Source organism: Rathayibacter sp. AY1F9 (assembly GCF_002932155.1).
In the GTDB taxonomy this organism is placed as follows: Bacteria; Actinomycetota; Actinomycetes; order Actinomycetales; family Microbacteriaceae; genus Rathayibacter.
Genome location: NZ_PSVA01000007.1, coordinates 1 through 11,698, shown reverse-complemented (window position 1 = coordinate 11,698; position 11,698 = coordinate 1). Strand labels below are relative to the sequence as shown.

Here is an 11,698-nt window from a genome sequence, read left to right as displayed (position 1 = left end):
ATTCTGGCACTCGCGGTGGACGAGTGCAAGCGACCGGCACGCGCTCCGACACGAAGGAGCCGCCGCCCGCACGAGGCGGACGACGGCTCCCGGGAGGCTCGGCGGTCAGGCCGGGCGGACCGATTCGGCCTGGGGGCCCTTCGACCCCGTGCCGACCTCGAACGCGACCTGCTGCCCCTCCTCGAGGACCTTGTACCCCGACATGTCGATCGCGGAGTAGTGGACGAAGACGTCCTGTCCGCCGCCGTCGACCGTGATGAAGCCGTAGCCCTTCTCAGCGTTGAACCACTTGACGGTTCCGTTCGCCATCTCTGTACTCCCCAGTGCTGTGATGCCCGCGGCACGAGCGATGTGCTGGTGCCTGGTCAGGAATACTAATCCGGCTATCGGCCCCGGGAGGGGCTGGAAAGGGCCTCGCGGGGAAGAGTTGCCCGGGATTCAACACGGAGGAAACGTGCCCGTAACAGAGGGCCCCGATCAGCCCTGCTCGGACGCGTAATCGGCCCCCAGGACCACGACGACGGAGCCCGTCTCGACGAAGTCCTGCGAGAGCAGGACGGTCCCCGTTCCGAGCGAGTCGACGAGACCGAGGGCCGCTCCCTCGAGCGCCGGGTCGGTGAAGTAGACGGTCGTGGCGGCGATGTCCTCGGTGTTCGCGTTCGCGACGGTCGGGACGCTCCAGCCGGCCGTCGTCAGGGCGTCGCCGGCGCTGGCGGCGAGTCCGACGGTGGCGGTGCCGTTGAGGATGGCGACGGCGAGCTCGGGATCGAGCGTCGCGGCAGCGGTCGGAGTCGCCTCCGCGGTCGCGGTGGGCGGAGTGAACACGTCTGTGAACTGCACCCGGTCGTCGATGACCAGCAGCCCGATGAAGCCGAGCAGGACGATGACTCCGGTGGCGAGCGCGGCCCAGGCGAGGGCGACGGCGCGGGCGTGAGGGGCCGGCGGCCGGCGGTGGGCGCCGACGCGCGCCTCCGTCGCCGGGACCTCGTCGAAGCGGTCTCTCGGGTGCGTGTTCGACATCGGGGGTACGGCCGGCCTTCCGTTGGTGGACTCGAGCAGCTCGTCTACTCGAGGCGCCCGAGGCGTCGCGAGGCGCGGGCGCCGGCGCGCTGGTCGCGGATGCGCTGCAGCCGCGTGACGAGCATCGGGTCGTGCGCGAGGGCGGCCGGAGAGGCGAGCACCGCGCTGAGCACCTGATAATAGCGGGCGGCCGACAGTCCGAACTGGGAGCGGATGGCGTCGTCCTTGTCCCCGGAGCGGGCCGTCCACTCGCGCTCGAAGGCGAGCACCCGCAGCTCGCGCTCGGACAGACCGGTGCCCGGCCTCGGGTCCGTCGTCCTGCTCACTCCTCCAGCGTAGGCAGGCCCACGGCCGCCGCCGAGGAGGCGCTCCGAACACCTCGTGACCGTGTCGCGGCATGGAGGCGGGGAGTCTCCTCCACAGCCCGCGGAGGCGGAATGGAGCCGTCGTCCCGGGGGTTGGACCAGGTGGAGGGGCGCGACCGCCCCCGTACACTGACGAGGATTCCGAGGGAGACCCATGTCGTCGTATTCCGTGAACAAGTCCAACGCCGAGTGGCGCGAGGAGCTCGACCGCGACCAGTACGCGGTCCTGCGCGAAGCGGCCACCGAGCGCCCGTGGACCGGCGAGCTGCTCGACGAGCACCGCTCCGGCCTCTACACCTGTGCCGCCTGCAACGCCGAGCTCTTCAAGAGCGGCACCAAGTTCGACTCCGGCTGCGGCTGGCCGAGCTTCTACGAGTCCGTGAACCCGGACGCGGTCCAGCTGATCGAGGACAGCACCCTCGGCATGGTCCGCACCGAGGTCCGCTGCGCGAACTGCGGATCCCACCTGGGACACGTCTTCCCCGACGGCTTCGGCACGCCCACCGGCGACCGCTACTGCATGAACTCGATCGCCCTGAACTTCCAGGCCGAGGGCGAGTGACCGTGTCCTCCTCCCCCGTGCTCGAGGCCGTCCTCGCGCGCCGATCGCGCTCGAAGGTGACGCCGGAGGCTCCGGGGCACGACGAGATCGCGGCGTTCGTCTCGGCGGCGTCGCGTCTCGCCGATCACAGCTCGCTGCGCCCGTGGCGGGTCATCGAGATCCGCGGCGCCGCCCGCGACCGGGTCGGCCGCAGCTTCGCGGTCGCCTCGGGGGCGAAGAAGGACCCGCGGAAGTACATCGAGAAGACGCACCGCGCCTCCCTGCTGCTGGCCGTCGTGGTCAGCGTCAAGAAGTCGAAGGTGCCGGCCTGGGAGCAGGAGGCCGTCGCCTCGGGCGTCGCCCACCTCCTGAGCCTGCTGCTCGACGAGGCGGGCTGGGGCGTCTTCTGGCGCACCGGCTCCTACACGCGCGACAAGGCCGTGCGGAAGGCGCATCGCCTCGAGAAGGGCGAGGAGCTGCTCGGCTGGCTCTACGTCGGCCGTCCCGACGGGAAGATCGGCGGCCCCAAGCGTCCCGCTCCCGCCGAGCGGCACCTCAGCATCCTCGAACCGTGAGACGCGGCGGGCCCCGATCCGGGCGGATCCGGGGCCCGCGATAGGGTGGCCGGGCGCGCGAGCGCACCTGCCGACGTGGCGCAATTGGTAGCGCACCCGACTTGTAATCGGGCGGTTACGGGTTCAAGTCCCGTCGTCGGCTCAGGAGAGAAGAAGGCCCCGACCGCTGTGTGCGGTCGGGGCCTTCTGCATGCGCGGGGCTCGTGCGCGTCCGGGGCTCAGCCCGCGGCGGCCGGAGTGGGCTCGGAGGAGGCCGGAGCCTCGGTGGAGACCGGGGCGTCGCTGGGAGCGGGGGTCTCGGTCGACGCGGGCGTCTCGGTCGACGCGGGGGCCTCGGTCGAGGCGGGCGTGTCGCTCGGCGCCGGGGTCTCGGAGGAGGTGGGCGCGGGAGTCGCCGACGAGTAGGAGTCGGCGGCGGCCGAGAGCACGAAGGAGCTGAAGGCGTCCGGGTCGGTCAGCGAGCCCGAGTACGCCTCGCCGTTGACCAGGACAATCGGGGTGCCCGTGACTGCGGGCACGTCCGTGCCGGGCAGCGGACCCGAGGTGGCGCGCTCGGTCGCGGCGCGGACCCAGCTCACGAAGCTCTGGTCGTCGATGCAGGTGTTCACGGCCGCCGTGTCCTCGACGCCGGCCTGCGAGGCGTAATCCTTCAACTGGTCGTCCGAGAGTCCGTCGGTCCCCTCCGCCGGCTGGTTGGCGAACAGCAGGGAGTTGAAGTCGAAGAACGAGTCGGGCGAGCGGTCCGCGACGCACGCGGCGGCGTTGGCCGAGCGCTCCGAGTACTTGGTGCCGTTGGAGCGGGTCGTGAGGATGGCGATCGGGTGGATCTCGACCGTCGCGGCACCGCTGGTCACCCACTCCTTGATCTGGTCGCCGTTGGTCTTCTCGAACTGGCCGCAGTAGGGGCAGAGGTAGTCGAGGTAGACCCGGATGTCGACCGTGCCGGCCGAGGTGTCGAGCGCGCTGGGGGTGGGCGTCCCGTCGGCGGCGACGGCGCCGCTCGTCTGCGCGACCATGTTCTCGCCGATGACGACACCGTCGCTCGCCATGTTCGCCGGGCCCGGGCCCGCGGGGCGGATGCTCGAGGTGACGGCGAAGACCACGATCACGACGACCGCGATCACGACGGCGGCGAGCCCGCCCTGCAGGGCGAAGCGGCTCACGCGGTCGCGGCGCTTCTGCTGCTCGCGCAGGCGGCGCGCCTTCTCTCGGGCGGCCTCTCGTCGCTGGTTCTTCGAGAGACGGTCATTGGCTCCGCCGGTGGTCATGACAAGAACGCTCCGAATGAGAGAGGGGGAAGAAGGGGGTCGCCGGACGCGACTCGCCGGAATCCTACGCGCGAGCCCTGGGAAACCTCCAAACGACGGATACGCGGTGCCCGACCGACGACTGTCGGCCCCGTGGCATACTGTGACGGTTGGTCGGAGTCGCCCACGCGATGATGACCATCACTTCCATTCACTCGGATCGTCCGGCACGTACCTGCCGGTGAAGGAGCAAGAACAATGGCGTCCGTAACTTTCGACCACGCGTCCCGCGTCTACCCCGGGGCCACTCGCGCCTCCGTCGACAAGCTCAACCTCGAGGTGGGCGACGGCGAGTTCCTCGTCCTCGTCGGCCCCTCCGGCTGCGGCAAGTCCACCTCGCTGCGCATGCTCGCCGGCCTCGAAGAGGTCAACGAGGGCCGCATCCTCATCGGCGACCGCAACGTCACGGACGTTCCGCCGAAGGACCGCGACATCGCGATGGTCTTCCAGAACTACGCGCTGTACCCGCACATGTCGGTCGCCGAGAACATGGGCTTCGCGCTCAAGATCGCCGGCGTCAACAAGGACGAGCGCGCCGCGCGGGTCCTCGAGGCCGCGAAGATGCTCGACCTCGAGCCCTACCTGAACCGCAAGCCGAAGGCGCTCTCCGGTGGCCAGCGCCAGCGCGTCGCGATGGGCCGCGCCATCGTCCGCAAGCCCCAGGTCTTCCTCATGGACGAGCCGCTGTCGAACCTCGACGCCAAGCTCCGCGTGTCCACCCGCACCCAGATCGGCACGCTGCAGCGCCGCCTGGGCATCACCACGGTCTACGTCACCCACGACCAGACCGAGGCGCTCACAATGGGCGACCGCATCGCGGTCCTCAAGGACGGCCTCCTCCAGCAGGTCGGCTCGCCCCGCGACCTGTACGAGAACCCGAACAACGTCTTCGTGGCCGGCTTCATCGGCTCGCCCGCGATGAACCTGTTCCACGCGGACGTCACCGACGGCGGCGTCAAGTTCGGCGACACCGTCCTCCCGATCGCCCGCGAGGCGCTCGCGAAGACGAGCCAGAAGGTCGTCACGCTCGGCGTGCGCCCCGAGGACGTCACCGTCTCGACCCAGCCCGGCGGACTGCCGATCGAGGTCGACCTCATCGAGGAGCTCGGCTCGGACGGCTACCTCTACGGCCACACCGAGGTCGAGGGCCGCCGCACCGACATCGTCGCGCGCGTCGACGGCCGCGTGCACCCCACCGCGGGCGACCGCGTGTACGTGACCGCGAACCACCGCGTGCACATCTTCGACGCGGAGTCGGGCGAGCGCCTCTCCTGAGCCTCCTCCTGCACCGCACGCTGCCGCCGTCCCCTCCAGGGCGGCGGCAGCGTCGTCTGCGGCTCCCCCACCGTCCGACACGCGACACGAACGGCGCACCATGTCCGGCTCCCTGAACATCACCTCGGCCACCGTCGACCCGGCCCTGCTCGACCTGCCGTGGAACCTGCGGCTCGACGACTGGCCCGACGAGTACATCGCCGCCCTGCCGAAGGGCATCTCGCGGCACACGGTCCGCTTCGCCCACCTCTCCGGTCACGTCGTCGCCGTCAAGGAGACGACCGCCGAGATGTCGCGGCGCGAGTACGAGATGCTTAAGACGCTGCAGCGCCTCGACGTGCCGTGCGTGGTTCCGGGCGCGGTGATCACGAACCGCACCGACGACGAGGGCGAGGCCCTGCCCGCCGTGCTGGTCACCCGTCACCTCAAGTTCTCGCTCCCCTACCGGGCGCTCTTCTCGCAGACGCTGCGGCCGGACACGGCGACCCGTCTGGTCGACGCGCTGGCGCTCCTCCTGGTCCGCCTGCACGTGATCGGCTTCTTCTGGGGCGACGTCTCGCTCTCGAACACTCTCTTCCGGCGCGATGCCGGCGCCTTCGCCGCCTACCTGGTCGATGCGGAGACCGGGCAGCTCTACTCGGGCGGCCTCTCGAACGGCCAGCGCGAGAACGATCTGGAGATCGCCCGCGTCAACATCGCCGGCGAGCTGCTCGACCTCGAGGCCGGCGGTCGCGTCGACGACGACCTCGACCCGATCACGGTCTCCGACGGCATCGTCGCGGCGTACCGCAGCCTCTGGAAGGAGCTGACCGGTGCCGAGTCGTTCGCGACGTCGGAGCGCTGGCGGATCAACGACCGCGTGAACCGGCTGAACGAGCTGGGCTTCGACATCGAGGAGCTCGCGATCAAGACCGACGAGGCCGGGTCGACGGTGCGCATCCAGCCGAAGGTGGTCGACGCCGGCCACCACCAGCGGCGGCTGCTCCGTCTCACCGGGCTGGACGCGCAGGAGAACCAGGCGCGGCGCCTGCTCAACGACCTCGACTCGTACACGGCGACCTACGACAAGCAGGGCCTGGACGAGGAGATGGTGGCGCACGAGTGGCTGGCGCAGGTGTTCGAGCCGGTCATCCGCTCGATCCCCCGTGATCTCAAGGGCCGCCTGGAGCCGGCCGAGATGTTCCACCAGCTGCTCGAGCACCGCTGGTTCATGTCGCAGCAGCAGGCGCGCGACGTCCCCCTGGCGGAGGCGGTCACCGCCTACGTGAACGACATCCTGCGTCACCGCCGCGACGAGGCGACGGTCATCGCTCCTCCCACCGAGGCGCTGACCCTCCCGAACCTCGTCCTCGACGAGTCCGGCGACGCCGAGCTCACCGACGAGGACGCCGACGTCGACTGGACCAAGAACGTCTGACCCCACCACCGCAAGAGGGCCCGTGCTGTCAGCACGGGCCCTCTTCGCATCCCCCCGGCTCGCTCGTCGCAGGCGGCGCACTCGGTCCGCTCGCCGCAGGCGGCGCCCCTCGATCCGCTCGCCGCAGGCGGCGCCTCTGACATCCAGACCCGTAGCGCGGGTGCCGGCGCGGTGAGCTGCAAGGCGGAGGAGGAAGCGATACCGGCGGTATCGCGCCCGACGACAACGCCGCAGATCGCCGTGCCGGTGCCCGCGCTACTCGGAGGCGGAGCGGAGTTTGGAGATCTCGTAGAGCGCGACCGACGCCGCGATCCCGGCGTTGAGGGATTCGGTGGCGGAGCTGATCGGGATGGAGACGACGGCGTCGCACTGCTCGGTGACGAGGCGGGAGAGGCCCTTGCCCTCGCTGCCGACGACGACGAGGAGCGGCCGGTCGGCGAGTTCGAGGCCGGGGAGCATCACGTCGCCGTCGCCGTCGAGTCCGATGACGAAGACGCCCGCGCGCTTGAAGTCCTTGATCATGGCGGTGAGGTTGGACGCCATCGCGACGGGGATGCGTGCGGCGGCTCCGGCGGAGGTCTTCCAGGCGGCGGAGTTGAGGCCCACGGAGCGGCGCTGCGGGACGATGACGCCCTGTCCGCCGAACGCGGCGACGGAGCGGATGATCGCTCCGAGGTTGCGCGGGTCGGTGATGCCGTCGAGGGCGACGAGGAGGGGGACCGCTCCGCGGGAGACGCTGCGCTCGAGCAGGTCGCTCGGGTGGGCGTACTCGTAGGGCGGCACCTTGAGCACGAGGCCCTGGTGCACGGAGTCCGGGCCGGCGAGGCGGTCGAGCTCCGGGCGCATGACCTCGAGCACGGGAAGGCCGCGGGCGGTGGCGATCTTGAGCGCCTCCTTGACCCGGTCGTCCATCTCGATGCGGGTCGCGAGGTAGAGGGTGGTGGCCGGGATGCTGGCGCGCAGCGCCTCGAGGACCGAGTTCCGGCCCGTCACCATCTCGAAGTCGTCGCCGCTCTTGGGCTTGCGCGACGGAGCGGGGCGCCCCTGTCCGCGGGCGGCCGCGGAGAGGGCTCCGCCGGGGCGGCCCTTGCCGCCTGCGGCGACGAAGCGCTCGCGCGCGAGCTTCGCCTTGCCTGCGGGGTGGTAGGGCCGGTCCTCGGCCTTGGGCGTGGGCTTCTTGCCCTCGAGGGCCTGACGGCCCTGACCGCCGGAACCGACGGCCTTGCCCTTGCTCTTCTTTCGGACCGCTCCGGGGCGGCCGGGCTTATTCGCCATCGAGACTCCAATGCGCACCCGTCTGGGTGTCTTCGATCGTGATTCCCGCCGCGGCGAGATCGGTTCGGATGCGGTCGGCGCTCGCCCAGTCGCGCTGCTCGCGCGCGGTCTGGCGTTCGGCGACCAGGCGGTCGACCAGCACGCTGAGCGCGCGGTACGAGGGTTCGTCGTCGGAGCGCGCCCACTCGGGCGCCTCCGGGTCGATGCCGAGCACGGCCGCCATCGCGAGCACCTGGGTGCGCAGGGCCGAGACGGAGCCGAGGTCCTCGGCGTCGAGGGCGGCGTTGCCGGCGCGCACGGTCTCGTGCAGGACGCCGATGGCCTGCGGGACGGACAGGTCGTCGTCCATCGCCTCGGCGAACTCCTCCGGAACCACCGGCTCGCCGAGCGCGGCGAACCGCGTGCCGTCGAGGCGGCGGCGGGAGCGCTCGAGGAAGCCCTCGATCCGCTCCAGCGCCGCTTCGGCCTCCTCGAGGGCCCCGTCGTGGAACTCGAGGGTGGAGCGGTAGTGGGCCGAGCCGAGGTAGTAGCGGACGACGAGCGGGCGGGCCGCCTCGAGCAGCTCGGAGGCGAACACCGAGTTGCCGAGCGACTTGCTCATCTTCTGGCCGATGACGGACACGAGGCCGTTGTGCAGCCAGTAGCTGGCGAAGGCGTGGCCGGCGGCGCTGGACTGGGCGAGCTCGTTCTCGTGGTGGGGGAAGCGCAGGTCGAGCCCGCCGCCGTGGATGTCGAACTGGGTGCCGAGGTACTTCGTCGACATCGCGGAGCACTCGATGTGCCAGCCGGGGCGCCCGGCGCCCCACGGCGAGGCCCAGGCGGCCGACTCGGGCTCCTCCGGCTTGGCGCCCTTCCAGAGAGCGAAGTCGTGCGGGTCGCGCTTGCCGCGCGGGTCGGCGTCGGTCGCCGCCTCCATGCTCTCGAGGCGCTGGTGGGTGAGCGAGCCGTAGTCCGGCCAGGACCGCGTGTCGAAGTAGACGTCGCCGGAGTCGTCGGGCGCCGGGTAGGCGTGACCGCGCTCGATCAGGGTCTGGATGAGGGTGATCATCTCGGCGATGCTCGCGGTCGCGCGCGGCTCGTAGGTCGGCGGGAGGATGCCGAGGGCCGTGTACGCGGCGGTGAACTCGAGCTCGACGCGGTAGGCGAGCGCCCACCACTGCTCGACCGGCGCACCCTCGGGCACCCGACGCCGCGCGTCCTCGGCGATGGCGAGGATCTTGTCGTCGATGTCGGTGACGTTGCGCACCAGGGTGACCTGGAAGCCGCGGTACGCCAGCCAGCGGCGCAGCTGGTCGTAGGCGAGGGCGGAGCGCAGGTGCCCGATGTGGGGCGAGGACTGAACGGTGGGTCCGCAGACGTACATCCCGACCTCGTTCTCGCGGAGGGGGACGAAATCGACGAGGGCCTGGGCCTTCGAGTCATGCAGTCGCAGAGTCACGCGGGCGAGTTTACCGGGCGGACCGCTCCCGGCCGGGTCGGCGGCTCCGCCCGGGGACTACCGGGTGACAGCGGGGGTGGGGAGGACGAGTGCCGTCGCGGTCGCGGCGACCCCCTCGCCCCGGCCGGTGAAGCCCAGCGCGTCCGAGGTGGTGGCGGCGACGCTGACCGGTGCGCCGAGCAGCTCCGAGAGCAGCCTCTGCGCCTCCTCGCGCCGCGGCGAGAACTTCGGGCGGTTGCCGATGAGCTGCACCGAGACGTTGCCGATGGCGAAGCCGGCGGACTCCACCAGCTCGCGGGTCGCGCGGAGGAAGACCTCGCCGTGGGCGTCCGCGAAGCGCGGGTCGGCCGTGCCGAAGCGGGAGCCGATGTCGCCGAGACCCGCCGCCGCCAGGAGCGCGTCGCAGATCGCGTGGGCGACCGGGTCGCCGTCGCTGTGCCCGGACAGGCCCCGCTCCCCCGGCCAGTGCAGCCCGGCGAGCCAGAGCGGCGACGCGTCGTCGAACGCGTGCACGTCCGTGCCGATGCCGACGCGCGGCACGACCACGACGGGCGGCGGTGCGAGCACCTGCTCGGCGCGGGCCAGGTCCCAGGGGGTGGTGATCTTGAAGGCGAGCGGGTCGCCGGCGACGACGATCGAGGGACTGCCGCGCGAGGCAAGGAGCGCCGCGTCGTCGGTGAAGTCCTCCTCCGCCGAGGCGTAGGCCTCGTCGAGGAGCGCGCGCGGGAAGCCCTGCGGCGTCTGCACCGCGGCGAGCTCGGAGCGGTCCACCGTGCCGAGGATCCCGCCGTCGGCGCGGATGCGCTTGATCGTGTCGGTGACCGGCAGACCCGGGATCACTCCACCGCGCGTCTCCCGGACCGCCGCGATCACCCGCTCGAACTGGTCGACGGGCGTGAGGGCGCGGGCGGCGTCGTGCACGAGCACCGTCTCCACGGCCGGGCCGAGCGCCCGGAGCCCCCGAGCGACCGACTCCTGGCGGCTGGCGCCTCCGGCGACGACGCTGACGGAGCCGTCCGGGGCGCCGGCGGCATGCGCGAGAGCGGCCGTCTCCTCGAGGAGGGCGGCGGGAGCCACGACGACGATCTGGACCGGCTCCGCGAGCAGCAGCACCGTGCGCAGGCTGCGCTCGAGGATCGTCCTCCCCGCGCAGTCGACGTAGGCCTTGGGGCGCTCGCGGCCGAGCCTCGTGCCGCTGCCGGCGGCGACGACGACGACGGCCGCGGTCGGCGCGCCGGCCGGACCGTTCAGGATGCGAGGACCTCGTCGAGGAGCACGGAGGCGGCGTCCTCGTCGGTCTTCTCGGCCAGGGCGAGCTCGGAGACGAGGATCTGGCGGGCCTTGGCGAGCATGCTCTTCTCCCCCGCCGAGAGGCCGCGGTCGCGGTCGCGGCGGGTGAGGTCGCGGACGACCTCGGAGACCTTGACGACGTCGCCGGACCCGAGCTTCTCGAGGTTGGCCTTGTAGCGGCGCGACCAGTTGGTCGGCTCCTCGACGACCTCGGCGCGCAGGACCTCGAACACGCGCTCGACACCCTCGCGGCCGATGACGTCGCGGACGCCGACCAGGTCGACGTTGTCGGCGGGCACCTCGATGACGAGGTCGCCCTGCGCGACGCGGAGCTTCAGGTACGTCTTCTCCTGGCCCTTGATCGTCCGGGTCTTCACCTCGGCGATCGTGGCGGCTCCGTGATGGGGGTAGACGACCGTCTCTCCGACCTCGAACTGCATGCGACGTCCTTTCAGCGGCGGACAGATTACCATGCGCGCCGAGCGGGACGGGAGTCCGGACGGGCGGAGCCGCGGTGCTCGCTACGCTAGCCTGGTGTCGGCTCGTGCACAGTGAAGTCGCCCTGTCCGGGGCGAGCGGGGCCGACGATCTGGAGGTTCCTGTGAAGGCGCGTATCGCTGCATCCGTCGTTCTCGCGGTCGGCGTCGCCCTCGCTACCGCCGGCTGCAACCTCGTCGCCCCGCAGGCGACGCGCAAGATCTACGACCCGAGCGACGGAGTCGGCGCGACGATCGGCGATCTCGCCATCCGCAACGCGATGATCGTCTCGGACGACGGCGAGGCCGGCACCCTGATCGTGACGCTCGTGAACTCCACCGATGAGGCGCTGAGCGTCGAGGTGCAGTACGAGGGCTCCGCGGGCCGCACCAGCGACACCGTCGACGCCGTCCCCGGCCGTACCGAGGTCCGCCCCGACAGCACCGAGGCCGTCCAGATGGACGACATCGACACGATCCCCGGCGGCCTGCTCCCCGTCTACTTCCAGTACGGCTCCGAGCAGGGCAAGGAGCTCCTCGTCCCCGTCCTGACGAACGCCCTCGAGGCCTACTCGACGCTGACCCCCGCTCCCTCCGCGACGCCGACCGTCACCCCGACGGCCGACCCCGCCCGGACGCCCTTCGCGGCGACCGCCCCGATAGGAGAACACGCGTGACCAGCATCCTGCTCGTCGAGGACGAGAGCGCCCTCAGCGAGC

13 protein-coding genes and 1 tRNA gene are annotated in these 11,698 nt (G+C 71.5%); 6 read left to right on the top strand and 8 right to left on the bottom strand.

From position 1 onward, the window contains the following. Positions 1-105: 105 nt before the first annotated feature. The 3 genes from C5C37_RS06485 to C5C37_RS17825 all read right to left on the bottom strand — a co-directional run bounded on the left by C5C37_RS06485 (position 106) and on the right by C5C37_RS17825 (position 1,346). Positions 106-309, bottom strand: coding sequence for a cold-shock protein (locus C5C37_RS06485; protein ID WP_104224599.1), 204 nt, complete (start codon positions 307-309; stop codon positions 106-108). Between the two features lie 168 nt (positions 310-477). Continuing rightward, the gene (locus C5C37_RS06480) at positions 478-1,020 is read right to left on the bottom strand and encodes a LytR C-terminal domain-containing protein (RefSeq protein ID WP_104266885.1); all 543 of its coding nucleotides are present in this window, start codon (positions 1,018-1,020) and stop codon (positions 478-480) included. A 44-nt stretch (positions 1,021-1,064) separates the two neighbouring features. Beyond that, positions 1,065-1,346 carry a DUF3263 domain-containing protein gene (locus C5C37_RS17825; protein WP_104224597.1) on the bottom strand — a complete coding sequence of 94 codons (282 nt, stop codon included), beginning with the start codon at positions 1,344-1,346 and terminating at the stop codon, positions 1,065-1,067. Between the two features lie 193 nt (positions 1,347-1,539). Between C5C37_RS17825 and msrB the strand changes: the two genes are divergently transcribed. From msrB to C5C37_RS06460, 3 genes are all read left to right on the top strand, one after another. Further along, a complete protein-coding gene (gene msrB / locus C5C37_RS06470) occupies positions 1,540-1,947 on the top strand; it encodes a peptide-methionine (R)-S-oxide reductase MsrB (protein ID WP_104338674.1) in 408 nt (135 codons plus the stop codon). After that, entirely contained in the window at positions 1,944-2,501 is a 558-nt protein-coding gene (locus tag C5C37_RS06465) for a nitroreductase family protein (protein ID WP_104226480.1), read from the top strand. The genes msrB and C5C37_RS06465 overlap by 4 nt, the downstream gene beginning before the upstream one ends. Positions 2,502-2,570: 69 nt before the next feature. Further along, positions 2,571-2,643: transfer RNA gene (locus C5C37_RS06460), tRNA-Thr, on the top strand. Positions 2,644-2,719: 76 nt separating this feature from the next. Here the strand turns inward: C5C37_RS06460 and C5C37_RS06455 are convergent. Next, on the bottom strand, positions 2,720-3,769 hold the full coding sequence (locus tag C5C37_RS06455; RefSeq protein ID WP_104338673.1) for a thioredoxin domain-containing protein: 1,050 nt from the start codon (positions 3,767-3,769) through the stop codon (positions 2,720-2,722). A 237-nt stretch (positions 3,770-4,006) separates the two neighbouring features. Between C5C37_RS06455 and C5C37_RS06450 the strand changes: the two genes are divergently transcribed. Both C5C37_RS06450 and C5C37_RS06445 read left to right on the top strand, forming a co-directional pair. After that, positions 4,007-5,083, top strand: coding sequence for an ABC transporter ATP-binding protein (locus tag C5C37_RS06450; protein WP_104224593.1), 1,077 nt, complete (start codon positions 4,007-4,009; stop codon positions 5,081-5,083). A gap of 100 nt (positions 5,084-5,183) precedes the next feature. After that, positions 5,184-6,500: a DUF4032 domain-containing protein gene (locus C5C37_RS06445; RefSeq protein ID WP_104226481.1), complete on the top strand. Its 1,317-nt coding sequence runs from the start codon at positions 5,184-5,186 to the stop codon at positions 6,498-6,500. 255 nt (positions 6,501-6,755) lie between these two features. On the opposite strand, the gene rlmB is transcribed toward C5C37_RS06445, so the two are convergent. The 4 genes from rlmB to C5C37_RS06425 are packed head-to-tail and all read right to left on the bottom strand — an operon-like array spanning position 6,756 to position 10,943. Then, a complete protein-coding gene (rlmB, locus tag C5C37_RS06440; protein ID WP_104224591.1) occupies positions 6,756-7,775 on the bottom strand; it encodes a 23S rRNA (guanosine(2251)-2'-O)-methyltransferase RlmB in 1,020 nt (339 codons plus the stop codon). Then, complete coding sequence (gene cysS, locus C5C37_RS06435; protein ID WP_104258202.1) at positions 7,765-9,213, bottom strand: cysteine--tRNA ligase; 1,449 nt, start codon at positions 9,211-9,213, stop codon at positions 7,765-7,767. Before cysS ends, rlmB begins: the two co-directional genes overlap by 11 nt. Before the next feature lie 57 nt (positions 9,214-9,270). Further along, positions 9,271-10,467, bottom strand: a complete 1,197-nt coding sequence (gene ispD, locus C5C37_RS06430; RefSeq protein WP_104338707.1) for a 2-C-methyl-D-erythritol 4-phosphate cytidylyltransferase — start codon at positions 10,465-10,467, stop codon at positions 9,271-9,273. Further along, positions 10,461-10,943: a CarD family transcriptional regulator gene (locus C5C37_RS06425; RefSeq protein ID WP_104224589.1), complete on the bottom strand. Its 483-nt coding sequence runs from the start codon at positions 10,941-10,943 to the stop codon at positions 10,461-10,463. Before C5C37_RS06425 ends, ispD begins: the two co-directional genes overlap by 7 nt. 161 nt (positions 10,944-11,104) lie before the next feature. Here C5C37_RS06425 and C5C37_RS17430 point away from each other — a divergent pair, with 161 nt between their 5' ends. Continuing rightward, positions 11,105-11,656 carry a hypothetical protein gene (locus tag C5C37_RS17430; RefSeq protein ID WP_104355311.1) on the top strand — a complete coding sequence of 184 codons (552 nt, stop codon included), beginning with the start codon at positions 11,105-11,107 and terminating at the stop codon, positions 11,654-11,656. The last annotated feature ends 42 nt before the right edge of the window (positions 11,657-11,698 follow it).